The organism is Microbacterium alcoholitolerans (assembly GCF_050408615.1).
GTDB lineage: Bacteria > Actinomycetota > Actinomycetes > Actinomycetales > Microbacteriaceae > Microbacterium.
This window is the reverse complement of the sequence record NZ_JBNTKD010000001.1, coordinates 1,609,078-1,634,721: the sequence shown is the minus strand read 5'-3', so window position 1 is coordinate 1,634,721 and position 25,644 is coordinate 1,609,078. Positions and strand designations below refer to the sequence as shown.

Genomic DNA, 25,644 nt, shown 5'->3' with positions numbered 1-25,644 from the left:
GCTACCGGCAGAGCCGGTCCACGACGCAGTCGCTCAGGCGAAGCGGATGCCCCAGCGGAGAGTCCACGACTCGTCGGGCGCCAGCCGGCGCAGGCCACGGCCCGAGTTGAACGACTCCGCCGGGGCGGTCATGGGCTCGATCGCCACGGTGAGCGTCTGCCCGGGATAGCCGGTCGTGGTGTAGGCCTGGATGTAGTCGAAGCCCTCACCCTGGTGCAGGGTGACCGTGCGCCCGTCCGGGGCGGACAGGGTCGTGCGCACCTGGCCGTCGGCGTCGCGGTGCAGACCCGCGAACCCGGTGTCGAGCTGCACGTCGCCCAGGCGGGCACCGGCGCGCAGGTCGGTGCCGGATGCCACCGGGGATTCGCCGATCGGCAGCATCCGATCATCCGTCTCGAAGTACGTCTCGGCCGGGATCCGCAGCACGAGCTCGCGCGCGTCGACGCCGCCGATCGTGAGGAACGGGTGTGTGCCGAGCGCGACGGGAGCTGCGGTGTCGGATCGGTTGGTCAGGGTGTGTGTGACGTCGATCCCGGCATCCGTCAGCGTGTACGTGACGCTCGTCTCGACGAGGTACGGGTATCCGGTCTGCGGCACGATCGCCGCTGACAGGGTCACCGACTCGTCGGACTGCTCGGCGATCTCGTAGGTGGCGAAGCGCAGCAGCCCGTGGCTGGCGTTGCGGAACTTCGGCTCTGTGATGGCCAGCGCGCGGGTGGTGTCGCCGTCCTGCCAGACGCCGTCGCGGATGCGATTCGGCCATGGTGCCAGCACGACGCCCGAGCATGAGGGGGTCGGCTCATCCTCGGGGTAGGGCGGCACGATCTCGACGCCGTCGACGACGAGGTGACGGAGCGACGCGCCGACCTGCGCGATCTGTGCGGTCACCGCGTCGCGGCGCAGGTGGAGCTGGATGCCGGTGGGCGAGGGCCGTGAATCGTCGCGAGTGCTGTCGGAGGGCATGGGGCCATCGTACGACCGGCGCTCTCCCAGCAAGAGCCTGTATCGTGGCGGGGTCGGCTTCGGGCAACCGCGGATCTGAGTTCGCGGGCGTTTGACAAGTGTGAGCCCAGGGGCCGATGGTTCATAACCATCACATGAATGGCCCCGGCCGATGAATGCCCGGGTATGTCCGCCGTGCGCTGATCTCTGTGCGCCGCCGCGGACGCTGTTCTCGTGTCAGAGACAGTCAGGAAACACCATGCCCAAGAATGGCAAGCCCAAGGGCGGACGCCCGTCCCGCAACTTCGAGCCGCGATACGCGAAGAAGACCTCGTTCCACGACCGTCACGCTGGTGGTCGTCCGGGTGGTCGCGACGAGCGCTCGGATGCCGGCGAGCGCCGCTCGTATTCGAGCGAAGGCCGCGCCGATGCGCGTCCCGGCAGCCGCAGCCCGAAGCACCGCGGTTACCGCGCGGCCGAGCCCGGCGCCGCAGCGCCCAAGCGCCGCTGGAACGATTCCGAGCGCGCAGGACGTGACGAGTCCCGTTCGATCCGCAACCGCGCCGAGTCAGGTCGCCGTGAGGCGCCGCACCACCGCGGCGAGCGCGACGACCGTGGCTTCGGCGGCCGCCGCTTCGAGGAGCGCGGAGAGCATCGTTACGACGACCGCCCGCGCCGCGACGACCGTGGCGGATACGACCGCAGCGAGCGTCCTCGTTTCGACCGCAGCGACCGTGGCGGCAGCGCCCGCGGCTCGTTCGACCGGAACGAGCGTCCCCGCTACGGACGCGACGACCGCCCGGCACGTGACGACCGCCGTGGCTACGGCAGCAGCGGCGAGCGCCCCCGCTTCGACCGCAGCGCTCGTCCTCGTTTCGACCGTGATGACCGGGGTCGCCGTGACGACCGCGGTGGCTACGAGCGTCGCGATGACCGGGGTGGCCGTGGCGGCTACGAGCGTCGCAACGACCGCAGTGACCGTACGATGCGCGACGAGCGCCCGCGCCGCGACGATCGTGATTCCCCGCGCGCGAACCGCGACGACAAGCCGCGCTACGCCCGGGACGAGAAGCCGCGCTACGCCCGCGACGAGAAGCCGCGCTACGACCGCGCCGACCGTCCGGCGCGCCCTGCACGGGAGAACCGCGAGGACCGTCCCAGCCGCAGCGACTGGAACCGTACCGCTCCGGCGGCACGCACCGAGCAGGACGACGTCGTGCACGAGCGCCTCGAGGCTCAGGCCGTTCAGGCCACCGAGGTCGCCGATGTGACCTTCGCCGATCTCGGCCTCGGATCGAACATCGTCGAGACCCTGCGCAACATGGGTGCCGAGACGCCGTTCCCGATCCAGGCGGCCACGATCCCGTCGATCCTGGAGGGTCGCGACGTGCTCGGTCGCGGACGCACCGGCTCGGGCAAGACCATCGCCTTCGGCGCACCGCTCGTCGAGCGGATCCTGAAGTCGCAGGCCGGCACGCGCCGCGAGATCGGGCGGAAGCCGCGCGCCATCATCCTCGCTCCCACGCGCGAGCTGGCGCTGCAGATCGACCGCACCATCCAGCCCATCGCGCGCAGCGTCGGTCTGTTCACCACGCAGATCTACGGCGGCGTGCCGCAGGCCCGTCAGGTGGGCGCGCTGAAGAAGGGCGTCGACATCATCATCGGCACCCCCGGCCGCATCGAGGACCTCATCGAGCAGCGCAAGCTCGACCTGTCGGACGTGCGCATCGCCGTGCTCGACGAAGCCGACCACATGACCGAGCTCGGCTTTGTGGAGCCCGTCCAGCGCATCCTGCGCAGGACCGCCGAAGGCAGCCAGAAGCTGCTCTTCTCGGCCACGCTCGACCGTGAGGTCGCGGCATTGGTCGACGAGTTCCTGGTCGAGCCCGCGGTTTACGAGGTCGCCGGTGAGGATCAGGACTCCAGCACCATCGAGCACCGCGTGCTCGTCATCGAGCACCGCGACAAGGCCGAGGTGCTCACCTCGCTCGTCGACCGTGAAGGCCAGACGCTCGTCTTCGCGCGCACCCGTGCGTACGCCGAGATGCTCGCCGAGCAGTTCGAGGATGCCGGGATCGCGGCCGTCTCGCTGCACGGCGACCTGAACCAGGCCAAGCGCACCCGCAACCTGCAGAAGCTCACCTCGGGCAAGGTGCAGGTGCTGGTCGCCACGGATGTCGCAGCACGCGGCATCCACGTCGACGACATCGATCTGGTCGTGCAGGCCGACGCCCCGGATGAGTACAAGACGTACCTGCACCGCTCGGGACGCACCGGTCGCGCCGGCCGCTCGGGTCGCGTCGTCACGCTGATCACGCGCCACCGTCGTCGCCGCATGGAGGATCTGCTCGGCCGCGCCGAGATCGACGCGCCGTTCGACCAGGCTGTGCCCGGCGACGACGTGATCGACGAGATCACCGGACGCGTGCCCACCACGGCCGAGCTCACCGCCTGACCCGCGTCGCCTGATCCGCGCCGCAGATGCCGTCAGAACAGCATCTGCGGCGCAGGAGCAGACGCGGGCGCGGTGCGGCGCTGTAGCGGGCGCATCACCCGGGAGCTCTCCGAGCTGCGGGCTTCCAGCCCGTGCATCCGGATCATCGGACGCATCCGGTTCGCCAGCCATTTCCGGTAGTCCCGCGGCGCCTCGGCGCTTATCCCCGGATACAGTGCGCGGTACGACGACACGAGTTCGGGATGCTCACGCTGCAGCCACCGGACGAACCACGGCTTCACGCCTGGACGCAGATGCAGGGCGCCGTAGATGACGTGATCGGCGCCGGTCGCCCTGATCCGCCTCAGCGCCTCGTCGATCGCGGCGACGGAGTCGGTGAGGTGCGGAAGCACCGGCATCAAGAACACCCCCACGCGGAACCCCGCATCGGTGAGCGCACGCACGGTGTCGAGTCTCGCCTGGGTCGACGGAGTGCCCGGCTCGATCGAGTGCTGCAGCTCCTCGTCGTACATCGCGATCGACATCTGCACGTCGATCGGCACCTGCTTGGCCGCCTCGGCCAGCAGCGGGATGTCGCGGCGGATCAGCGTTCCCTTCGTGAGGATCGAGAACGGCGTGCCCGAATCCGCCAGCGCCCGGATGATCCCGGGCATGAGCCGATAGCGCCCCTCCGCGCGCTGATACGGATCGGTGTTCGTGCCCAGCGCGACCGTCTCGTGCTTCCAGGATCCCCGTCGCAGCTCTCGCTCGAGAACCTCGACCACGTTCGTCTTCACCACGATCTGCGAGTCGAAGTCCCCGCCGCCGTCGAGGTCGAGGTACTCGTGCGTTCCCCGAGCGAAGCAGTTGTGGCTGATCACGCCGTTGGCGATGAAGTCACCTGTGCCCGTCGTGATGTCGATGAGGTCATGCTCGCCGGGGAGTGCCTCGATTTCGAGCACGCGAAGATCGGCGACCGACTTCACAGCGAGGCCCTCGAGGAGAAGTTTGCGCGTGATGGCGGGTCGAGTCCTCTCGAAGAATGCCGCGCGGGCGGGCAAGCCACCGGTCAGTCTCACAGTGCGTACACCATTGGCTCGGGGTGGTTCGAGCACGTGCGTGAATCCAAGACTTCGGAATGCTGCGCGGGTCGTGCCGAGCAGGGCTGGGTCGCCGTTCGCGATGCGGAGAACTCCACGGGAGCAGCTGCCCTCTGCGTCGAAGATCCCGGCGAGAAAGCCGGCCTCCCAGTTTCTGACGGGTTCGACGGGGAACGCGATGAGGTGCTCGATGCGTTCGACACCGGCTTTCGCTGCGGTGTGAATCGCAGTCATTGCCGCTCGGGTTTCGGTCTTCGGCGTGTACGGGCGCGTGAGAGTCGGCACACCCTCGAACTCGAGGTACTTCCGAGTTCGATCCAGGGCCTCGTGGTCTTTGAGGGCGAGACGGAATCGGTGAATGACCCGCACGCGCTTCTCGCTGGGGTATGAACCATGAAAGATCATGCCGTCGCCTCGGATCATTCCTGTGAGGTAGCCACGGCGGTATTCAGCATCGTCCTCAAGATCATCCGGCGCCACCGCGTTCGCGAGCCGTCCGAACCCCATGAGGCGGTTGTTCAGGGTGAGGTGCGGGCGCCGTCCCCGTTCCGCATCGGCCACGTGCTTCCAACCGCGATCGGTCAGGAAGCGATGATCGCCGCTTGCTACGAGCTCAGTGCCGTCGGCAAGCGAGACGCGGTATGCGGGCTTCTGGGTATGCCATTTCGCTTGAATGGTGGTGCGCACGTATCGTCGGTATGCGCCTCGTCGTTCAGTACCGACGATCTCGTCGCCGATCTGAAGATCCCGGAGTGGACGCTGCCTGCCGTCTGCACACAGCACCATCGTCTCGGGGGACAGGCAGTAGACGCAGGCATGACTGCATCCGCGATACGGGTTTATCGTCCAGTTGAACGGCATCTTCGAAGGTCCGGGCACGGAGTTCAGCGCCGACTTCGCCAAGACCTCGTGAAAGGTCATCCCGGCGAACTCGGGCGTCGTCACGGACCGCACGATGCCGGTGCGGTTCTCGAGTCCGGGAAGTGCGTCAGCATCCACGTCTTCGAGTGTCTGTCCCTGCCATCGCATCTCTGTATTCGAACAAATGATCTACCCGAAGTCAAGACAGGAGTAGAACATGTGTTCTGTGATGCGTTGCTCGATCCAGTGCGGGACAATATCGGAGTGAGCGCCGTGCAATCCCGACATGCCGCGCGTGAATCGCTCGCCGTGAGGGTCGCCGTGCCCGTCGGCGTGCTGTTCACCGCGGTGGCGTCGCTGGCGACCCTGCTCACTTCCGCTTCGGCTGCATCCGACGCGCCCGAACTGCCCGCGCCGGCGGCCGCGATGGCGCTGCCGACTGTGGAGGTCGAGCGCGCCGCCGCGGCGAACCCCTGCGTCGACGATGAGGTGATCGCCGCGCTCGCCGCAGGGGATGATCGTGCGACCGTTCGGGCGTTCGGCGGCGGGGCCGAGTTCCGAGCCGCCGTCGTCAGCGACAACGCTCCGTGCGTCTCGCTGAGCGATCCGGATCGCACATGGGTCGTCGTCAACAAGCATCGCCCGCTGCAGCCGGAGGCTTTCGTCCCGGCATCCCTCACCGGCGTCGGCGTGCGCGCGACGTCCGGCTCGGACGACCTGCGTCCCGAGGCGACGGCCGCCCTCGACGCGATGGCCGACGCCATCGTCGCCGAGGGCGCGGGCACGATCGGGATCAACAACGGCTACCGCTCGTACGATGTGCAGACGCGAACCTACGGCTCACATGTGCGCCAGAAGGGGCAGGCGGGGGCGGATGCCATCTCCGCGCGCCCCGGATTCAGCGAGCACCAGAGCGGACTCGCCTTCGACCTCATCGCATGTTCGCCGCAGTGCGGCAGTCATGAGGCGTTCGGCTCGACCAGTCAGGGCGAATGGGTCGCCGCGAACGCGTGGCGCTTCGGGTTCATCGTTCGCTACGAGCAGGGCGAGACGGGAACGACCGGATATGAGCCCGAGCCCTGGCACATCCGCTACCTCGGCGAGGAGCTCGCAGCGGCGTATCACGACGGTGGTTTCCACACGCTGGAGGAGTTCTTCGGGCTTCCTGCCGCGCCCGACTACGAGCACTGACGACGCACCGAGCGGCGCCCCCTGAGCGCCCCGCTTGCGGCATCCCACAAAGCTGGAACGCAGTCTCACAACTCGTGAAACGCATTCCCACAACTCTCTGTTCTCCGTCGCCGCCGATCCGTAGACTCGCGATGCGTGCACATTCACGCGAGATTCACGACCACGTTCAGGAGGACGACATGGAACGCGACATCTACGAAGAGGACCACGAGGCCTTCCGGGATCTGGTCAAGGACTTCGTCAAGCGGCACGTCTCGAACGAGACGATCGAGAAGTGGGAGTCAGCGGGCGAGATCGACCGCGAGACCATGCTCGCCGCGGGCGAGGCCGGCCTGATCGGACTGTCGGTCCCCGAGGAGTTCGGCGGCGCGGGCATGCTGCAGGACTACCGCTTCCGCACGATCGTCATGGAAGAGGTCATCGCGGCCGGTGCCGGCTCTCTCGCCGGTGCCTTCGGCATCCAGGACGACCTGGCCGTCCCCTATCTCGTGCACATGGGCACGCAGGAGCAGAAGGAGAAGTGGCTGCCCCGCATGGCCAGCGGTGAGGTGCTCGGCGCACTCGCCATGACCGACCCCGGTGCGGGATCCGACCTGCGCGGCATCAAGACCAACGCGAAGAAGGTCGACGGCGGCTACATCGTCAACGGCGCGAAGACCTTCATCTCCTCAGGCACGACGGCCGACATCGTCGTCACGTTCGTGAAGACGGGTGAGGGCACCCGCCCCGACGCGTTCAGTCTGCTCATCCTCGAGAAGGGGATGGAAGGCTTCGACCAGGGCAAGAAGCTCAGCAAGATGGGCTTCCACGGCTGGGACACCGCCGAGCTCAGCTTCACCGACGTCTTCGTCCCCGACGAGAACCTCATCAGCGGCAAGGAGGGCCAGGGCTTCATCCAGCTGATGATGAACCTGCCGCTCGAGCGCCTCTCGATCGGTGTCGCCGCTGCCGCCGCCGCTCAGGCCGCGACCGACTGGACCATCGCGTACACGAAGGAGCGCGAGGCCTTCGGCGAGCGCATCGCCGACTTTCAGAACACGCGCTTCCAGCTCGCCGACATGGTCACGACGACCGAGGTGATGTGGGCGTACATCGACCGCGCGCTGATCGCGTACAAGGACGGCAAGCTCACGGCCGAGGACGCGGCGAAGGTCAAGTACTGGGCCACCGAGCGCGAGTGGGAGGTGCTCGACACAGGTGTGCAGCTGCACGGCGGCTACGGGTACATCATGGAGTACCCGATCGCCCGCGCGTTCACGGACGCTCGAGTGCACCGCATCTACGGCGGCACCAACGAGATCATGCGCGACCTCGTCGGTCGTCAGATCGCAGGCAAGCGCTGACCCAGCGCTGATAGTCAGAGGGCCGTTCGGATGCCGCATCCGAGCGGCCCTCTGGCGTTCGGCGAGCAGCCTTCTCAGGCCGGCTGCCAGGGCCAGGTGACGATGAACACGGCGGCGGATGCCAGCAGCATCGCCACGATGAAGACGGTGTCCCGGGTGCGCCAGGGCACCAGGTGTCGTTCGGTGCGGTTCGGGTGGGCGCCGAAGGCGCGGGCATCCATCGACAGGGCGACCCGCTCGGCGTGACGGATGCCGGAAGCCAGCAGCGGCACGATGTAGCTCCAGCCGCGGACGAGCCGGGCGAGTGGCCCGCGTCCGCTGTGGTGCCCTCTGACCCGATGCGCGGCGCGGATCACGCTGAGCTCGTAGCCGAACCTCGGCACGAAGCGGTAGGCGGCGAGCGCCGTGTATCCGATCCGGTACGGCACGTGCAGCTGCTGGACCGCGGCGCGCACGAGGTCAGGGCCTGTCGTGGTCAGACCGCCGATGAGGGCGAGCGCGAGGATGGATGCCAGGCGCAGCGCGGTGGCGAATCCGACCTGCAGGGCGCCGGCGAAGAGCGTGCATCCGCCGATCTGCAGGATCGGCGCTGTGTCGTCGACGCCGGCGGCATCCACCCAGATCGAGAACCCGATGCTGATCGCGACGATGCCGAGCGGCATCGCGAGGAACAGCAGCGCGGCCGAGCTCAGCGTGATCCTTGTGCCGACGACGATCAGTGCATAGGAGAGGGAGAGGAACAGCAGCGGCGTCGCCAGGTCGCGCACGAAGAGGAGCATGACGATGGCCGGCAGGACGGCTGCGACCTTCGCCAGCGGGTTGAGGTGGTTCAGGAAGTGCCGGGGGGATGCCGGCCTGCCGGGTGCATACGGATCGATCGTCGCGGTCGGGGAGGTTATCTCGGTCATCGGGCAGCCTCGGTGAGGAAGCCGCGCAGCGCGGGATCGAGGGCTCGGTGAAGCGCGGGCAGCCGAAGGCCCGCCGATTCGAACATGTCCTCAGCTGCGAACAGATCCGGCGTGCGGCCGGATGCGTGCACTCGGCCGTCCGCCAGGATGACGGTGTGCGTCGTGTGATCGGCGACCAGCTGCAGATCGTGGGTCACGATGATGATCGTGGTGCCGTCGTCTCGGAGATCGACGAGCAGGCGCAGCAGTTCGTCGGCGCGCGCACGGTCCTGTCCGAATGTCGGCTCGTCGAGTGCGAGCACACTCGGGCGCGTGATCAGCGCGGTGCCGACCGACAGGCGCCGCTTCTCACCGCCGGAGAGCAGGAAGGGGTGTACGTCTGCCTTGTGCTCGAGCCCGAAGCGGGCGAGCATCTCCTCGACGCGCGCGGTGATCTCGGCCTCGGGCGGCTTCGCCCCTCGAGCCGACCGGAGCCTCAGCCCGTGTGCCAGCTCGTCGAAGACGGTGTGCGCGATGAACTGGTGCTCCGGATTCTGGAACACGAATCCGACGCGCGCGGCGAGCTCTCTGGGTGATGCGCTGCCCGGATCGATGCCGTCGATCATCACCTGGTTCCGCGGCGGCGGCACGACCCCGGCGAGGGCTTGGATGAGGGTGGTCTTGCCCGCTCCGTTCGCCCCGACCACAGCCGTCAGCGAACCGGCCGGGATCTCGAGGTCGATGTCGTGCAGCACCGCGGTGCGGCCGCGCTTCACGGTGAGGCCGCGAGTGCGGACGATCGGCCGGAGCGGCGACATCGGCTCGACCGCGGCTCGCTCGGCCCGGTTCGTCCCGCTGGGCTCGCTCTGCGGCTGCACTCCGGCGACCGCTGCCGCGAGCTCCTCGGGCGTCAGGGGCAGTGCTGACTTCTCCGGGAGGACGCCGACGGCGCGCAGCTTCCGCCCAGCCAAGGTCGCGGCGGGAAGCCAGACTCCCATTGCGAGCAGCTCCTCGGTGTGCTCGCGCAGGACTTCGTCGACAGGACCGTCGAAGGCGAGGCCGCCCTGCTGGTCGAGCACGACCGCGCGGGTGGCGAAGCGCATCGCGGCATCGAGGTTGTGCTCGACGAGGATGATCGCGCGCTCGCCGGATGCGACGAGATCGGTGAGCGCGTCGTAGACGTCGTCGATGCCCTGGGGGTCGAGGTTCGCGGTCGGCTCATCGAGCACGATGAGCCGCGAGCCCATCGCCAGTGCGCACGCGATGGCGAGCCGCTGACGCCCGCCGCCGGAGAGCCGATCAGGATTCCAGTCGCGGCGCTCCCACATGCCGACGCGCCGCAGCGCGTGTTCCGAACGCGAGAGCACCTCGCCGGCCGGCAGCAGCATGTTCTCGAGTGCGAAGGCGACCTCATCGAGCAGGGAACCCGTCACCAGCTGCGCGTCCGGGTCTTGGAACACCATCGCGACGTCGGTGCTGAGTTCGGCGACGGGGGTGTGCACGCTGTCGCGACCGTTCACTTCCACGCTCCCACGGACCTGCGCGGGCACGGACTGCGGGATGAGCCCGTTCAGCGCGAGGGTGAGTGTCGACTTGCCCGACCCACTCGGGCCGAGAACGAGGATGACCTCGCCGGGATGCACCTCGAAGCTCACGTCGTGCGGCGACGGGTGGGCGGCACCCGCGTGCGTGAGCGAGAGATCACGCACGCGCAGCAGGGGCGCGGATGTGCGCACGGCAGCCCTTCGGATGACTCTGGATCGGATGCCCGGAAGCGGGTACCGCTCCAGGTTAGTCGACCCTAACCTCGCTTGGCCCGCGGATGCCGGGTTCGGGTCGGATCACATCGGTCAGGTCCGGATGACGCCGGCCCGACGCAGCGCGCCGCCGATGGCCAGGCCGACCAGCGTCCATGCCAGCGGCCCGACGATGAACAGCGCAGCGAAGCCGATCGCGCCCCAGACCGGAAGCGCCGACACATCGAAGGCGAACCAGAGCGGCACGGCGATGACGACACCCGTCACGGCGGCCGACAGCAGGAACCGCCAGGGCTCCCAGTGCCGGTAGCGCGTCAACGCCGACACGCCCTCCTGGATGCCTCCGAACACCACGGCCGCCAGCAGATAACGACCGGCCATCGCCGGGACGAAGGCGATGCCGATGAGCGCCGCGATCGCATGCGTGATGAGCGCGACCCAGGGCGCGCGCAGCACCTGCTGCGCGATCACCCCGGGCAGAGCGTGGAAGCCGAGGACGAGTCCGTACAGCGGTATGGCGCCGCTGGCCGCCACGATGTGCAGGCCGGCCCATCCGGCGGAGACGATCCCGGTGGCCACGCCGACCGCGGCGCAGATCAGCAGCACGCGGGTCGACAGGACGCGGTTGTTCGGCACGCCCTCAGCCTAGCGGCGGGGCCGGAGGCCGCGACCCGCTCAGCCGGCGTTCGGCCAGCGGACCTCGGCGCCGGCCACCTCATGCGTCTTCAGGTACTTGGCGATGTAGGGGCAGTAGGGCACGATCGTGCCACCGGATGCCACGGCGTCCGCCAGCGCGTCCGCGGCGAGAACGCCGGCCAGCCCGCGGCCCTGGAACGCGTGGTCGACCTCGGTGTGCGTGAAGCGGATCTCTCCCGGCCGCCGTTCGAAATCGGCGAATCCGGCGAGCGTGCCGTCGGAGTGGATCTCGTACCGTGAGGCGTCATCGTTGCGGGTGACGGTCAGTTCGGGCATTGCTCCTCCTTCGATGTGCCTCCAACCTATGCCGGTTCCGTGCCCGTTGGGGCGGTGGAGGGCGTCAGCGGACGTCGCTGGCCCTGGCTACGCTGGATGGATGCCGCAGAATCCCCGTGACCCGTACGAGGACCTGCCGTGGGATGACACTCCGCCTCCCGAGGAGATGGACTGGATGCCGCCCGCCGACGGCTGGGAGCCTCCGCTGGACTGGGGATCGGGGCCGATGACCCCGGCATCCGCACCGTCGGCCGTACCGGCCGCCGCCCCATCCCGCTTCCCGACCGCCGTCGACGCGCTGCGCACGGTCTTCGGATACGACGCGTTCCGCGGCGATCAGACCGCCATCGTCGAGCACGTGATCGGCGGCGGCGACGCCGTCGTGCTCATGCCGACCGGCGGCGGCAAGTCGATCACCTACCAGGTGCCGGCGCTCGTCCGCGAGGGCACCGGCCTCGTGATCAGCCCGCTGATCGCGCTCATGCACGACCAGGTCGACGCGCTGCGCGCCAACGGCGTGCGCGCCGCCTACCTCAACTCCACTCAGGCGATCGACGAGCGCCGCGAGGTCGAGCGGGCATACGTCGCCGGTGAGCTCGACCTCATCTACGTCGCTCCCGAGCGGCTGTCGTCGGCGCAGACGACGCAGCTGCTGCAGCGCGGCGTGCTCAGCGTGATCGCGATCGACGAGGCGCACTGCGTGTCGCAGTGGGGTCACGACTTCCGGCCCGACTACCTCGCCCTCGGCGACCTGGCCGAGCGGTTCCCCGGAGTGCCGCGCATGGCGCTCACCGCCACCGCCACCCGTGCCACGCACAAGGAGCTCACCGAGCGCCTGCACCTCGACGGCGCGGAGCACTTCGTCGCGAGCTTCGACCGGCCGAACATCCAGTACCGCATCGTGCCGAAGGTCGATCCGCGCAGGCAGCTGGTGGAGTTCATCGGCTCACAGGCTGAGGGTGCCGCAGGCATCGTCTACGCGCTCAGTCGCAAGTCAGTCGAGCAGACCGCCGAGTATCTGGCATCCCGCGGCATCGACGCGCTGCCGTACCACGCGGGGCTCCCCGCCGAGGTGCGCACGGTGAATCAGGCCCGCTTCCTGCGCGAGGACGGCATCGTCATGGTCGCCACCATCGCCTTCGGAATGGGCATCGACAAGCCCGACGTGCGCTTCGTCGCGCACATCGACCTGCCCAAGTCGGTCGAGGGCTACTACCAGGAGACCGGTCGTGCCGGCCGCGACGGCGAGCCGGCGGTCGCGTGGATGGCATACGGCCTCGGCGATGTCGTGCAGCAGCGGCGGCTCATCGACCAGAGCCCAGGCGACCGCACCTTCAAGATGCGGATGGGTCAGCACCTCGACGCGATGCTGGCGCTGTGCGAGACCGTCGCCTGCCGGCGGCAGAACCTCCTGCGGTACTTCGGTCAGGACAGCGACGCGTGCGGCAATTGCGACACCTGCCTCGAGGCCCCCGAGACCTTCGACGGGTTGGTCCCCGCGCAGAAGCTGCTGTCGACGATCGTGCGCCTGAAGCGCGAACGCAATCAGGCCTTCGGCGCCGGGCACCTGATCGACATCCTGCGCGGTGCGTCGACCGACCGCATCCGCAAGATGGGCCACGAGCAGCTCGCGACGTACGGCATCGGCGCCGATCTGACCGACCAGGACTGGCGCAGCGTCGTGCGGCAGCTGCTGGCGCGAGGCATCCTCATCGCACAGGGCGACTACGGCACCCTCGCGCCAGGAGACGCGGCCGCGGGAGTGCTGCGCGGTGAGACAGCGGTGCCGCTGCGGCGCGACACGATCGGCCGGGCGACCGCGACCCGTACCCGCAAGTCGAGTGCGGCGGACGCCCTGGCTGAGGGCGACCGCGACCTGTTCGAGGCGCTGCGCGCCTGGCGCGCCGAGACCGCGCGCGAGATCGGCAAGCCCGCCTACATCGTCTTCGGGGACGCGACCCTGCGCGCGCTGGCCGAGCACCGGCCGACCTCGGCCGCGCAACTGGACGGCATCAGCGGCGTCGGGGCGAAGAAGAAGGACGCCTACGGCGACGCCGTGCTCGCCGTGATCGCAGCCCACTGACCGCGATCAGGCGGCCGCGTAGGGCTCCGAGTGCACGCGCACAGTCGACGAGCCGGCGAGCAGCTTCGACACGGGACAGCGGGCGTTGGCGGATGCCAGCAGCTCGGCGCTCTCATCAGCGGAGCCGCCCTCGAGTGACAGATACGCGTCGACGTGGAACTCGTATCCGACGCCGCCCTCCACCGAGTGCAGCTCGACCTCGATCCGCACCGCGGTGCGCTGGCGGCGCTTGACGATCGCCTGTGCCGTGGAGTTCAGGCACGTCGCCCACGCCAGCGCCAGCAGTTGCTCGGGGTTCGTGGCATCCGGGTCCGGGTTCGGACCGAGCGGGGATGAGACCGAGACCTCCATGCCGTCGATGATGCGGCTGGTCGCGTCGCCGCCATCGGTGTTGATCGCTGCCGTCCGATACCTCATCGCCATGGCTCAACTATAATTGGATCACGTACAGAAAGGGCTGACGGCCCTCTCCAGGGCCCCGACCGCCCCGCCGCTGACACGGCGCCCCCACTGACACGAAGGGCCTGCCCACCGCGATGGCCACCGCCACACCCGCGCTCGTGGAGTTCCGCGGCATCACCAAGCGGTTCACTTCCGCCACGACCGACTCCGCCGCGCTCGAGGGCATCACTCTCAGCATCCGCAAAGGCGAGATCTTCGGCATCGTCGGCGAGAGCGGTGCCGGCAAATCGACCCTGCTCGAACTCGTCAACGGGCTCGTCGCACCCACCGCAGGCGCGGTCAGCGTCGGCGGCACCGACGTCACCGCCCTCGATCGCGCAGGTCTGCGCGCCCTGCGCCGCGACATCGGCATCGTCTTCCAGGGGGTGCACCTGCTCAGCAACAGCACGGTGCGCGACAACGTCCGACTGCCCCTGCGTCTGTCCCGCCGTGACGGCGGCCAGGTCCTCAGCCGGAAGCAGCAGAAGGATGCCGTCGATGAGATCCTCTCGTTCGTCGGCCTCTCGCACCGCGCCGGTCACTTCCCGGCGCAGCTCAGCGGTGGCGAGCGCCAGCGCGTCGGTCTCGCCCGCGCGCTCGTCTCGCGGCCGCCACTGCTGCTGTGCGATGAGCCCACCTCGTCGCTGGACGCGTCGACCACCGGCGACGTGCTGCGGGTGCTCTCGGATGCCCGAGAGAAGCTCGGCACCACGGTCGTCGTCATCACCCACGACCTGGACGTCGTGAAGGCGATCTGCGACCGCGCCGCTCTTCTCGAGAAGGGGCGCCTGCGCGAGGTGTTCCCGATCACCGGCGGCGGTCTGCGGACGCTGCCGTCGTACTACGAGCAGGTCAAGCGGGAGCTGATGTCATGACCTGGCTCACCGACCTGCTCGCCGAGTACGGCGAGGACATCGCGACGTCGATGGCAGAGACCGGGTACATGATGCTCGTCTCGCTGCTGGCCGCCGTGCTGATCGGGCTGCCGCTGGGCATGATCGTCTATCTGACCGAGCGCGGCGGCATCGCAGAGAACCGTGCGATCGCGACGATCGCCAACCTCTACATCAATGTGGTGCGCTCATTCCCCTTCCTGCTGCTGGTGGTGTTCCTGATCCCGTTCACGCGGCTGGTGATGGGCACGAGCTTCGGCACCCAGGCGGCCACGCTGCCGCTGTGCTTCGTGGCAGTCGCCATCTACGCCCGGCTCACCGAGCAGATCCTGCGGGAGATCCCTCCGGGCATCCCGAAGGTGGCCCAGGCCTCCGGCGCCACCGTGCCGCAGACTGTGTTCCTGATGCTGCTCCCCGAGGCCCGCTCCGGACTCGTCTACGCCCTCACCTCGGCCGCCATCAGCCTGCTGTCGTACTCGACCGTGCTCGGCGTGGTCGGCGGCGGCGGCATCGGCGACTTCGCGATGCGCTACGGCTACCAGGAGTACAACGACAGCCTCATGTACCTGACCATCGTCATCATCATCGTGTGCGTGCTGGCCATCCAGGCGGTCGGCCACCGCACCTCCGTCCGGCTCGACCACCGTTGAGCCCCCCCGAAATGAGAAGAGAAGCAATGAAGAAATCACGCACCCCTCTGCTGGCAGCAGTGCTCACCGCAGCGCTGGTGGTCACCGGCTGCGCAGGAGGAGCGGCGGATGAATCCTCGGATGCCGACGGCGCCGCGCCTCAGACGCTGAAGGTCGCCGCGGTGATGTCGCCGATGACGGACGTCGTCGAGGCCGCCGGCGAGGCGATCGAGGACGGCTACGAGATCGAGCTGGTCGAGGTGGCCGACTACATCACGGCCAACACGATCCTGAACAGCGGCGACGTGTACGCGAACTTCTCGCAGCACATCCCGTACATGGAGACATTCAACGAAGGAAACGACGGAACGCTCGTCGGGGTCCAGCCGGTGTACAACTTCGTCATCGCGTTCTACTCGAAGACGCTCGACGACATCGCCGACCTCCCTGAGGGCGCGACCGTCGCGATCCCCGATGACCCTTCGAACACCGGCCGGGCGCTCAAGCTGCTCGCCGGCAACGACATCGTCGCCCTCGACCCCGAGGTCGACCCGTATGCCTCGACGGTCAAGGACATCGTCGACAACCCGAAGAACCTCCAGTTCCTGCAGGTGCCGATCGCATCGCTGAACGCCGCGTACGAGGAGGCCGATCTGGTCTTCCAGTGGCCCTCGCACATCAAGGCGCTCGGACTCACGCCCGAAGAAGATGGTCTGATCACCGAGCTGGACGACACGTTCGCACTGAACGTGGTCGTGCAGCAGGCGGATGCGGACTCGGCGGCCACCGCGGCGCTGAAGAAGGCGTTCACGAGCGACGAGGTGCGCGAGGTCATCGAGTCGAACGGCACGATCGAGACGGCGTGGTGACGCGTTCTGTGGCCAGGTGACAAGGGCAGGCGGCGTCGCGGGCGGATGCTGTTGTGTTCGCCCTACATGCGACTTCGGCAGTTATTGTTGAAGTCCTACCGTTGTGGCATCCCCACCGTCCATCGAGAGGAACCATCATGGTCGACGCCGCCGTCCGCTCCGCATCCGCCGACGCGACTGAGCGCGATCCGCGCGTCGACGTGCAGCGGGTCAACGATCTGCTGCTGGGCACCTGGGCCGACATCCGTCGTCAATCGCGCGAGTTGATCAAGGACCCGGCGCTGTGGCGTGACGACAGCCTCGGCAAAGACGAGCACCGCGAGCGCGTCCTGTCGCAGCTCCACCTGCTGGTGCAGAACGGAGCCGTGCACCGGGCGTTCCCGAAGGCGTTCGGCGGCGAGGAGAACAACGGCGGCAACGTCGCCGGCTTCGAAGAGATGGTGGCCGCCGACCCCAGCCTGCAGATCAAGGCCGGCGTCCAGTGGGGACTGTTCGGTTCAGCAGTGCTGCAGCTGGGGACGGCGGAGCACCACGAGAAGTGGCTGCCCGGGATCATGAACCTCGAGATCCCCGGTGCGTTCGCGATGACTGAGATCGGCCACGGCTCTGACGTCGCCGCACTCGGCACCACCGCGACGTACGATCCGGCGACCGAGGAGTTCGTCATCCACACGCCGTTCCGCGCGGCGACCAAGGAGTACCTCGGCAACGCCGCGCTGCACGGCGTCGCGGCCACGGTGTTCGCACAGCTGATCACGAACGGCGTGAACCACGGCGTGCACTGCTTCTACGTGCCGCTGCGCGGCGAGGACGGCGCCGATCTGCCAGGCATCACCCGTGAGGACGACGGGCTCAAGGGCGGGCTGAACGGCATCGACAACGGCCGGCTCACGTTCGACCAGGTCCGCGTGCCGCGCACGAACCTGCTGAACAAGTACGGCGACGTCGCGGTCGACGGCACGTACAGCAGCCCGATCGACAGCCCGGGTCGCCGGTTCTTCACCATGCTGGGCACTCTCGTGCAGGGTCGCGTCTCGCTCGACGGCGCCGCGTCGTGGGCCTCCGCGCTCGGCCTGCACATCGCCATCACCTACGGCTCCCAGCGCCGCCAGTTCGACGGCGCGGACGGGCAGGAGAAGGTGCTGCTGGACTACGGCAAGCACCAGCGGCGTCTGCTGCCGCGCCTGGCGACGACGTACGCACAGCTCTTCGCGCACGACGAGTTCCTGCAGAAGTTCGACGGTGTGTTCTCGGGGCGCACCGACACCCCGGATGACCGGGAGGACCTCGAGACCCTCGCGGCGGCGCTCAAGCCCCTGTCGACCTGGCACGCGCTCGACACGCTGCAGGAGGCGCGCGAGGCCTGCGGCGGAGCCGGGTTCATGTTCGAGAACCGCCTGGTGGGGCTCCGTCAGGACCTCGACATCTACGCCACGTTCGAGGGCGACAACAACGTGCTGCTTCAGCTGGTCGGCAAGCGCCTGCTCACCGACTTCGCCTCGCAGTTCAAGGACAAGGATGCCGCAGCGTTGGCCCGCTACGCCGTCGAGCAGACCGCGGGCAAGGTCTTCCACGGTGCGGGGCTGCGCCAGTTCGGTCAGGCCGTCGCCGACCTCGGCTCCACCGCGCGCTCGGTGGAGTACGGCCTGCGCGAGGAGCAGCAGCACGAGCTGCTCGCCGATCGCGTGCAGCAGATGGTCGCCGACATCGCCGGACGCCTGCGCCCCGCGGGGAAGGACAAGGTCCTCGGCGAGAAGCTGTTCAACGAGAACCAGTCCGAGCTGATCGAGGCGGCGCGCGCGCACGGAGAGCTGCTGCAGTGGGAGGCGTTCACCGATGCGGTGCACACCGTCGACCATGAGGAGACGAAGCAGGTGCTCACCTGGCTTCGCGACCTGTTCGGACTGCACCTGATCGAGAAGCACCTCGCCTGGTACCTGATCAACGGCCGCCTGTCGGCGCAGCGCGCAGCATCCGTCTCGCGGTACATCGACCGGCTCTGCCAGCGGCTGCGGCCGCACGCGCTCGACCTGGTGGGCGCCTTCGGCTGGGAGCCCGAGCACGTGCGCGCCCCCATCGCGAGCGGCATCGAGCAGCAACGTCAGGACGAGGCGCGTGCGCACTACGCCGCGCTGGAGGCATCCGGCGAGGCGCCCGTCTCGGAGAAGGTTCTGCAGAAGCAGAAGAAGCGCGCCTGAGCGCGAGCGCTTCGCGCGGACTTGTACAGCTGCCGCGGACGAATTCGACGAATTCGTCCGCGGCAGGCGTACTTTCCCGCGGCAGGTGTACGCGGTCGGTGCGCCGGGTCGCTAGTAGCGTGAAGCCATGACCTCACTGCGCACCGGACCGGACGAGCGGGCACGCTGCAGCTGGGTCGGCGACGACGCGGAGTACCGCCGATACCACGACGAGGAGTGGGGGCATCCGCTGCACGGCGACAGGGCGCTGTTCGAGAAGATGGCGCTGGAAGGCTTCCAGGCCGGGCTGTCGTGGATCACGATCCTGCGAAAGCGCCCACGGTTCCGCGAGGTGTTCGCCGGCTTCCAGCCGGAGATCGTCGCGGAGTTCGGGCCGGACGATGTCGAGCGGCTGATGTCGGATGCCGGGATCATCCGCAACCGCGCGAAGATCGCGGCGACGATCTCGAATGCCGCGCTGGTGCGCGACCTGCCGGCTGGCGAGCTGGACGCCCTGATGTGGTCGTTCGCCCCTGCGGCATCCGATCGACATCGTCCGCGCGAGCTGGGTGAGGTCCCCGCTGTCACGGCCGAGTCGACGGCGCTGAGCAGGGCGCTGCGCGCTCGAGGCTTCCGCTTCGTCGGGCCGACGACCATGTACGCCCTGATGCAGTCCGCGGGAATGGTCGACGACCACGTCGACGGATGCTGGCGAGCCACCTGAGATCGCGATCCGCCGAGGATGGGGAGTTCTTCCCGCCCTCGCGGCTCGGCGCCGCGAAACATCGCAGGTAGTATTGCCCCGGCGCGTCGCGCGTGCTCATGCGGGGGGAACCGGCTAAGGGGCTTGTCGTGCGACGCCCGTTCTGATGCTTGACGCACAGACACCGAAGATGACTGCCGGAGGAACGCACGCATGAGAGCCCTGACCTGGATGCGCAAGCGCCCCAAGACTCTCGCCTCGACCGCCGGTGTGCTGATCGGCACCGTCGCCCTGACGGGTATGGCGGTGGCCTATGACGGCCTGCCGACCACCAAGGTCGACCTGAACGATGCCGGCGTGTGGCTGACGAAGGCGTCGAGCCTGCTGGTGGGGCACTTCAACAACGCGTCGACGGTGATCGACGGCGGTCTGCGCACCAGCGGCGAGGACTTCGACATCCTGCAGGACGAGCAGAACGTGCTGGTCGTCGACGGCGGCAACGACACGGTGACGGCGGTCGATCCCGCGACGGTCACGCTGGCGGACTCGGCACCGATCCCCGGTGACGCCAAGGTGTCGCTGGGCGGCACCACCACGGCGATCCTCGACCGTGCATCGGGATTCCTGTGGGTCACCCCGGTGAACGAGCTGTCGGGCTTCGATCTGAAGGCGGCGGATCCGCTCGCGAAGCTCGGTAAGAAGGCGGATGCCACGGTCGGGCGCGACGGCACGGTGTACGCCGTGTCGGCCGAGCGCAGCGAGGTGCTCACCGCGCGGATCGACGCGCAGGGCGAGATCAGCACGGCGGAGTCCAGGCTGGAAGAGTTCGGCAAGGGCGCCGAGCCGACGATCACGGCCGTGGGGGAGACCCCGGTGGTGCTCGACGCGACGAGCGGGGTCGTGCAGACCCCGGGCGGGTTCCGCACTGAGATCGCCGATGCGGAGTCGGCGGTGCTGCAGTACCCCTCGGCGCAGGCGGATGCTGTCACCCTGGCCACCACCTCTCATCTTGTGCACGTGCCGCTGGACGGCAGCGAGGTGCAGGAGGTCTCGACGAACGGCCAGGGCAACCCGGCCACGCCGGTGTCGCTGCGCGGCTGCACCTACGGGGCGTGGGCGGGATCGGCCCGCTTCGTGCGCGACTGCGCCGGTGAGTCCGCCGACATCAACGAGCAGATCCCGGGTGCCCAGAAGGCGCAGCAGCTGACATTCCGGGTCAACCGCGACGTGATCGTGCTGAACGACGTGCTCACGGGCGCGGCCTGGATGGCCGACGAGAGCCTGAAGCAGGTCGACGACTGGAGCGTGCTGACTCCGCCCGAGGGCAACGAGGAGGACGAGGAGAACACCTCCGAGGAGACGGTGGAGACCACCCTGCCCGAGCGCACGGAGAAGAACACTCCGCCGACGGCCGAGGACGACCGCTTCGGAGTGCGCCCGGGCGGCACCACGATGCTGCCGGCGGTTGACAATGACAACGACCCCGACGGCGATGTGCTCGTCGCCTCGCTCGCAGACCGCCAGCCCAAGGTCGGCAACGTGCAGCCGGTACTCGGCGGCGGCGCGCTGCAGATCATGACCGAGGAGGACGCCAAGGGCTCGGCGACGTTCCGCTACGAGATCGACGACGGCCGGGGCGGCACGGACACGGCCAACATCACCGTCGATGTGCATGACTGGGACACGAACGGCGCACCGAAGCCGAAGCGCGTGACCAAGCTCGCGGTCGAGACCGGCGGCACGGTGTCGTACAACATCCTTCCCGACTGGATCGACCCTGACGGCGATGACATCTACCTGCAATCGGTGACACCTGCCGCGGGGGACGAGGTCGACTTCACCACCGATGGTCAGATCACCTACCGCGCGGTGGCCAGCCTGCAGGGACGCAAGAAGGTCGAGTTGGTCGTCGCCGACTCGCTCGGCGAGGTTGCAACGAGCAGCATCTACATCACCGTCAAGCCGCAGGGTTCGATGGACCCGCGCACGAACGCCGACCACGTGATCACCCGGGTGAACGAGCCCGTCACGGTGTCGCCGTTGGCGAACGACTCCAGCGCCGGACGCGAGCAGCTGCGGCTGACCAACGTCGACGCGGTCGAGGGTGCGGAGATGACACCCGACTACCCGAACAAGCAGTTCTCCTTCCGATCGGCTTCGCCCGGCGTGTATTACGTGCAGTACCTCGCGTCGGCCGGGGCGAAGAGCGCCATCGGCATCGTGCGGGTGGACGTGCTCGACGAGAGCCAGACCGACCAGCCACCCGTCGCTGTGCGCGATGTCGCGCTGCTGCCGAGCGGCAAAGAGGCGCTGATCGGCGTGCTCGCCAACGACAGCGACCCGGCGGGAGGAGTGCTGGTGGTGCAGTCGGTCACGGTGCCGCCGCACAGCGGCATCTCGGTGTCGGTGCTCAACCACGAGACGCTGCGCATCACGGATCAGGGCGCCCTGGACGCGCAGGTCCGCATCCGCTACCGGATCTCGAACGGCACGCACAGTGCCGAGGGCGATGTGATCGTGGTGCCCATCCCGTCGGCATCCAAGCTCCTCCCGCCCGTCGCGAACGATGACGAGGCCGTCGTTCGCGTCGGCGACGTCGTGACGATCCCGGTGCTCGACAACGACACGCACCCGAACGATGACGCCATGCACGTCGCACCCGATCTGATCGAGCCGCTGGTCGATCCCGAGGTGGGTGAGGCCTTCGTCTCGCAGGACACCGTGCGCTTCCGCGCCGGACCGGAGCCGGGCACCGCGTACATCACGTACGAAGTCGTCGACTCGCTGGGGCAGAAGGATGCCGGGTACATCACGGTGCAGATCCTGCCGGTCGACAAGGAGCGCAACGCCGCACCGAACCCCCGCGATCTCACTGCGCGCACCGTCGGCGGAACCTCCGCGAACATCGCGATCCCGCTGAACGGCATCGACGCCGACGGCGACTCGGTCGAGCTGCTGGGCCTGGCGACCGCCCCCTCGAAGGGACGTGTCGCGGAGGTCGCGCAGGACTACCTCGTGTACGAGGCGTTCGATGACGCCACGGGAGTCGATGCGTTCACCTACAAGGTCCGCGATCGGCTCGGCAAGGAGGGCACTGCCTCGATCCGCGTCGGCATCGCTCCGCCCGAGTCGTCCAACCAGGCGCCATACGCCGTGAAGGATGCTGTGGTGGTCCGCCCTGGCCGCTCGGTTGCCGTTCCGGTGCTCGCCAACGACTCCGATCCGGACGGCGACGAGATCGCACTGGTGACAGAGGGGATCGAGCGCCCCGACGTGGACGGGCTCACCGCCGATGTCTCCGGCGATCGTGTCGTCATCGAAGTCCCGGATCATGAACTCGAGTCCTCACTGCAGTACACGATCCGCGACGCCCGCGGTGCCGAGGCCACGGCACCGGTGCTGGTCACCGTCGATGAGGACGTGCCGCTGCTGACGCCGATCGCCCGTGACGACAGGGTGCTGGTGTCGGACATCAAGGACGCCCTGAGCGTCGACCTCGACATCATCGCGAACGACGAGGACCCCGACGGAACCACCGAGGGATTGACCGTCGAGATCGAAGAGGGGGCGACGCTGCTCCCCGACGGCAAGGCTCGCGTGACGGTGGGAGAGCAGCGCCAGCTGATCCGCTACACCATCACCGATCAGGACGACCTGACTTCGTCGGCGTTCATCTTCGTGCCCGCTCTGAAAGAGCTGAGCCCGACGCTGCGCACGACGAAGCCGTTGCAGGTCAAGAGCGGTGAGACCAAGGAGCTGCCGCTGTCTCAGTATGTGATGGTCGCCGGCGGCGGCGATGTGCGCATCACCGAGGCCGCGAAGGTGAGCGCCGTTCACTCCGACGGCGCGGATCTGATCAAGGATGAGCAGACGCTCGTGTACACCTCGGAGGACCGCTACTTCGGCCCCGATGCGCTGACCTTCGAAGTGACGGACGGCACGGGACCCGACGATCCGGACGGCCGGAAGTCGACGCTGACCATTCCGATCGAGGTGCTGCCTCCCGAGAATCAGCCGCCGGTCTTCGTCGACGGGCAGATGGACGTCGCTCCCGGTGAGGACGCCACGTCGCTCGATCTCGCGGCACTGGCCACGGATCCCGATCCGGAGGACGCCGACAAGATCCGGTTCACCATCACGGGTGAGCCGAGCAAGGGCGTATCGGCGCGCATCGACGGCACGACCCTTCTGGTCGAGGCTGAATCGAACGCGCGCAAGGGCGACAGCACCACGGTGGAACTGCGCATCGAGGACGGCACGACCGATCCCGTCCGCGGACGTGTCACCGTGACGGTGACCGCATCCACGCGCAGTCTTCCGGTTGCCAGCCCCGACACGGTCGAGGAGGTCGATCAGGGCCAGACCATCACGGTGCCGGTGCTCGAGAACGACATCAACCCCTTCCCGGAGACGCCGCTGGAACTCGTGTCGGTCATGCGCGAGAGCGGCGAGGGCGAGGTGAAGCGGTCCGGCGACATGGTCGAGATCACGCCGGACGCGAACTTCGTCGGCGTCATGGTGGTGCGCTACCGCATCCAGGACGCCACCGAGGATCCCGATCGCCAGGTCGACGGACGTGTGACGGTGATGGTGCAGGGTGTGCCGGACGCCCCCGGTCAGCCGACGGTGTCGAGTATTCAGGACCGCACGGTCGTCCTCTCCTGGTCGCCACCGGCGAACAACGGCGCCGAGATCACCGAGTACACGGTGACCTCGGTCGGCGGCAATCCGTACACGAAGACGTGCACGTCGACCACGTGCACGCTCGACGGGCTGACCAACAACGTCGAGTACACGTTCCAGGTGACGGCGACCAACCGGGTGGGCGAGGGCCCGGCGTCGCCCGCGTCGAACCCCCCGGCTCGTCCGGACGTGCGCCCGGAAACCCCGACCGCACCGACTCTGGTGTTCGGCGACAAGTCACTCGAGGTGTCTTGGACCACGCCGAAGTCGAACGGGTCGCCGGTGGAGTCGTACACCCTGCAGATCTCTCCGGCTCCGCCGGCAGGATCCGCCGAGAAGACGGGCGTGACCGGCAACTCGCTGGTGTGGGAGGGCCTCGAGAACGGCACCAACTACACCGTGCGCGTGCAGGCGCACAACCGCGCCCCCGACCCCTCGAGCTTCAGCCAGTGGTCGATGGCCGAGATCCCGGCCGGCCCCCCGCTCGCGCCCGGTGCGCCGACGACCAAGGAGCTGTCGCCGGTCGGCAAGCAGGCCCAGATGGAGGTCAGCTGGCAGCAGCCGAACACGAACGGCGATGCTGTTCGCGGTTACCAGATCCAGGTGCTCAACGGTGGTTCGCTCGTCGAAACGGTCTCTGCCGGAGCGGATGCCCGCTCGCAGGCGATCGTGGTGAACACGAGCGAGACCGGCTACACCTACAAGGTCCGTGCCGAGAACAAGGCCGGATGGGGTGACTGGAGCGATGCATCCGCGGCTCGCCGTGGTGTCGTCGCCCCCGAGCCGCCGACTGCGGTGACGGCCACGCCGAAGGACCGCTCCATCCAGGTCGGTTACACGCAGGGCGCCCGCAACGGCGCCAAGGCCGGCGAGATCAGCATCCAGTACAGCCTCGACGGCGGCGGCTGGCAGAGCAACTGGGACGGCCGCACGATCACGGGCTTGGCCAACGGCACCACCTACGCGGTCAGACTGCGCGCGGTCGCCACGGTCGACGGCTCGACGTACGCCGGCGGAGCATCGGGCGCGGCGAGCGCGAAGCCATACGGCACTCCGCGGGCGCCGGCAGTGTCGGCGACGAAGGTGGGTGGCGGCGACACGATCAGGCTCGCCTGGGACGGAAGCAGCTCCGCCAATGGCCGGCCCGTCCAGGTGCAGGTCAGCATCGACGGCGGTGGCTGGCAGAACGTCGCCGTGAACAGCAGCACCGACCGCGCGGGCGGGTACAGCAAGACCCACTCGATCAAGGCGCGCGCCGTTGCACAGCCACAGGCGGAGGGCGGTATCTCACCGGAATCGGCGACGAGGTCCGCGACCACCGACCCGAAGCCGGTGGATACGACTCCCAAGGCGTGGCTGGAACCCGGGCCGGTGGTGTCCGGATGCTCGGCGGTCGGCGGTGGCGCATGCCATCGCATGAAGATCGTGACCAACCAGTACTTCAAGGCGGGCGACTACAAGATCGAGTGCTATGCGGGCGGCGATTACACGGGCAACAACGCCGGGTACCCGGTGCACATCCCGTCCGGCGGTGCTGCTCAGCTCCAGTGCTACAACGGGTTCAGCAGCGACAAGCGCGTCAAGATCATCGGTGGCAATCCGGCCAACGCGTACGGAACGTTCAAATAGCCGACTCGAGATCGCTTCGCGCTCCCGCTCTCTCACGACACGAACATGAA

At 68.4% G+C, this 25,644-nt stretch carries 17 protein-coding genes; 10 read left to right on the top strand and 7 right to left on the bottom strand.

Translation table 11 applies throughout. The features are described from left to right. Positions 1-33 precede the first annotated feature (33 nt). On the bottom strand, positions 34-963 hold the full coding sequence (locus tag ACQUSX_RS07785) for an aldose 1-epimerase family protein (RefSeq protein WP_428906372.1): 930 nt from the start codon (positions 961-963) through the stop codon (positions 34-36). Positions 964-1,201: 238 nt separating this feature from the next. Between ACQUSX_RS07785 and ACQUSX_RS07780 the strand changes: the two genes are divergently transcribed. Next, on the top strand, positions 1,202-3,397 hold the full coding sequence (locus ACQUSX_RS07780) for a DEAD/DEAH box helicase (RefSeq protein WP_428906371.1): 2,196 nt from the start codon (positions 1,202-1,204) through the stop codon (positions 3,395-3,397). A gap of 32 nt (positions 3,398-3,429) precedes the next feature. Here the strand turns inward: ACQUSX_RS07780 and ACQUSX_RS07775 are convergent, their stop codons facing one another. Next, entirely contained in the window at positions 3,430-5,505 is a 2,076-nt protein-coding gene (locus ACQUSX_RS07775) for an intein-containing Rv2578c family radical SAM protein (protein WP_428906370.1), read from the bottom strand. A 96-nt stretch (positions 5,506-5,601) separates the two neighbouring features. Here ACQUSX_RS07775 and ACQUSX_RS07770 point away from each other — a divergent pair, with 96 nt between their 5' ends. Both ACQUSX_RS07770 and ACQUSX_RS07765 read left to right on the top strand, forming a co-directional pair. Then, the gene (locus ACQUSX_RS07770; RefSeq protein ID WP_428906369.1) at positions 5,602-6,528 is read left to right on the top strand and encodes a M15 family metallopeptidase; all 927 of its coding nucleotides are present in this window, start codon (positions 5,602-5,604) and stop codon (positions 6,526-6,528) included. A 179-nt stretch (positions 6,529-6,707) separates the two neighbouring features. Next, a complete protein-coding gene (locus ACQUSX_RS07765; RefSeq protein WP_428906368.1) occupies positions 6,708-7,871 on the top strand; it encodes an acyl-CoA dehydrogenase family protein in 1,164 nt (387 codons plus the stop codon). Positions 7,872-7,945: 74 nt separating this feature from the next. On the opposite strand, the gene ACQUSX_RS07760 is transcribed toward ACQUSX_RS07765, so the two are convergent. The 4 genes from ACQUSX_RS07760 to ACQUSX_RS07745 all read right to left on the bottom strand — a co-directional run bounded on the left by ACQUSX_RS07760 (position 7,946) and on the right by ACQUSX_RS07745 (position 11,487). Beyond that, complete coding sequence (locus tag ACQUSX_RS07760; protein ID WP_428906367.1) at positions 7,946-8,779, bottom strand: energy-coupling factor transporter transmembrane component T; 834 nt, start codon at positions 8,777-8,779, stop codon at positions 7,946-7,948. Then, positions 8,776-10,494, bottom strand: a complete 1,719-nt coding sequence (locus ACQUSX_RS07755; protein ID WP_428906366.1) for an ABC transporter ATP-binding protein — start codon at positions 10,492-10,494, stop codon at positions 8,776-8,778. The genes ACQUSX_RS07760 and ACQUSX_RS07755 overlap by 4 nt, the downstream gene beginning before the upstream one ends. A 114-nt stretch (positions 10,495-10,608) precedes the next feature. Beyond that, positions 10,609-11,151: an ECF transporter S component gene (locus tag ACQUSX_RS07750; RefSeq protein WP_428906365.1), complete on the bottom strand. Its 543-nt coding sequence runs from the start codon at positions 11,149-11,151 to the stop codon at positions 10,609-10,611. A 39-nt stretch (positions 11,152-11,190) separates the two neighbouring features. Beyond that, positions 11,191-11,487, bottom strand: a complete 297-nt coding sequence (locus ACQUSX_RS07745) for a GNAT family N-acetyltransferase (protein ID WP_428906364.1) — start codon at positions 11,485-11,487, stop codon at positions 11,191-11,193. Between the two features lie 100 nt (positions 11,488-11,587). Here ACQUSX_RS07745 and recQ point away from each other — a divergent pair, with 100 nt between their 5' ends. Continuing rightward, positions 11,588-13,570: a DNA helicase RecQ gene (gene recQ / locus ACQUSX_RS07740; RefSeq protein WP_428906363.1), complete on the top strand. Its 1,983-nt coding sequence runs from the start codon at positions 11,588-11,590 to the stop codon at positions 13,568-13,570. A gap of 6 nt (positions 13,571-13,576) precedes the next feature. On the opposite strand, the gene ACQUSX_RS07735 is transcribed toward recQ, so the two are convergent. Next, complete coding sequence (locus tag ACQUSX_RS07735) at positions 13,577-13,993, bottom strand: OsmC family protein (protein ID WP_428906362.1); 417 nt, start codon at positions 13,991-13,993, stop codon at positions 13,577-13,579. 113 nt (positions 13,994-14,106) lie between these two features. Here ACQUSX_RS07735 and ACQUSX_RS07730 point away from each other — a divergent pair, with 113 nt between their 5' ends. The 6 genes from ACQUSX_RS07730 (at position 14,107) to ACQUSX_RS07705 (ending at position 25,594) form a co-directional block, all read left to right on the top strand. After that, positions 14,107-14,886 (top strand): methionine ABC transporter ATP-binding protein, encoded by a 780-nt coding sequence (locus ACQUSX_RS07730; RefSeq protein WP_428906361.1) that lies wholly within the window; start codon positions 14,107-14,109, stop codon positions 14,884-14,886. Beyond that, entirely contained in the window at positions 14,883-15,554 is a 672-nt protein-coding gene (locus ACQUSX_RS07725; RefSeq protein WP_428906360.1) for a methionine ABC transporter permease, read from the top strand. Before ACQUSX_RS07730 ends, ACQUSX_RS07725 begins: the two co-directional genes overlap by 4 nt. Before the next feature lie 26 nt (positions 15,555-15,580). Continuing rightward, a complete protein-coding gene (locus ACQUSX_RS07720; RefSeq protein ID WP_428906359.1) occupies positions 15,581-16,402 on the top strand; it encodes a MetQ/NlpA family ABC transporter substrate-binding protein in 822 nt (273 codons plus the stop codon). Positions 16,403-16,539: 137 nt separating this feature from the next. Next, positions 16,540-18,600 carry an acyl-CoA dehydrogenase family protein gene (locus ACQUSX_RS07715; protein ID WP_428906358.1) on the top strand — a complete coding sequence of 687 codons (2,061 nt, stop codon included), beginning with the start codon at positions 16,540-16,542 and terminating at the stop codon, positions 18,598-18,600. 127 nt (positions 18,601-18,727) lie between these two features. Further along, positions 18,728-19,303, top strand: a complete 576-nt coding sequence (locus tag ACQUSX_RS07710; protein WP_428906357.1) for a DNA-3-methyladenine glycosylase I — start codon at positions 18,728-18,730, stop codon at positions 19,301-19,303. Between the two features lie 192 nt (positions 19,304-19,495). Continuing rightward, on the top strand, positions 19,496-25,594 hold the full coding sequence (locus tag ACQUSX_RS07705; RefSeq protein ID WP_428906356.1) for an Ig-like domain-containing protein: 6,099 nt from the start codon (positions 19,496-19,498) through the stop codon (positions 25,592-25,594). Positions 25,595-25,644: the final 50 nt, after the last annotated feature.

Bases quoted from the DNA above. Each gene is read 5' to 3' on its own strand.
- ACQUSX_RS07775 (WP_428906370.1), bottom strand. From the start codon at position 5,505: ATGCGATGGCAGGGACAGACACTCGAAGACGTGGATGCTGACGCACTT.
- ACQUSX_RS07705 (WP_428906356.1), top strand. From the start codon at position 19,496: ATGAGAGCCCTGACCTGGATGCGCAAGCGCCCCAAGACTCTCGCCTCG.
- ACQUSX_RS07765 (WP_428906368.1), top strand. From the start codon at position 6,708: ATGGAACGCGACATCTACGAAGAGGACCACGAGGCCTTCCGGGATCTG.
- ACQUSX_RS07760 (WP_428906367.1), bottom strand. From the start codon at position 8,779: ATGACCGAGATAACCTCCCCGACCGCGACGATCGATCCGTATGCACCC.
- ACQUSX_RS07785 (WP_428906372.1), bottom strand. From the start codon at position 963: ATGCCCTCCGACAGCACTCGCGACGATTCACGGCCCTCGCCCACCGGC.
- ACQUSX_RS07730 (WP_428906361.1), top strand. From the start codon at position 14,107: ATGGCCACCGCCACACCCGCGCTCGTGGAGTTCCGCGGCATCACCAAG.
- ACQUSX_RS07715 (WP_428906358.1), top strand. From the start codon at position 16,540: ATGGTCGACGCCGCCGTCCGCTCCGCATCCGCCGACGCGACTGAGCGC.
- ACQUSX_RS07720 (WP_428906359.1), top strand. From the start codon at position 15,581: ATGAAGAAATCACGCACCCCTCTGCTGGCAGCAGTGCTCACCGCAGCG.
- ACQUSX_RS07735 (WP_428906362.1), bottom strand. From the start codon at position 13,993: ATGGCGATGAGGTATCGGACGGCAGCGATCAACACCGATGGCGGCGAC.
- ACQUSX_RS07745 (WP_428906364.1), bottom strand. From the start codon at position 11,487: ATGCCCGAACTGACCGTCACCCGCAACGATGACGCCTCACGGTACGAG.
- ACQUSX_RS07710 (WP_428906357.1), top strand. From the start codon at position 18,728: ATGACCTCACTGCGCACCGGACCGGACGAGCGGGCACGCTGCAGCTGG.
- ACQUSX_RS07725 (WP_428906360.1), top strand. From the start codon at position 14,883: ATGACCTGGCTCACCGACCTGCTCGCCGAGTACGGCGAGGACATCGCG.
- ACQUSX_RS07780 (WP_428906371.1), top strand. From the start codon at position 1,202: ATGCCCAAGAATGGCAAGCCCAAGGGCGGACGCCCGTCCCGCAACTTC.
- recQ (WP_428906363.1), top strand. From the start codon at position 11,588: ATGCCGCAGAATCCCCGTGACCCGTACGAGGACCTGCCGTGGGATGAC.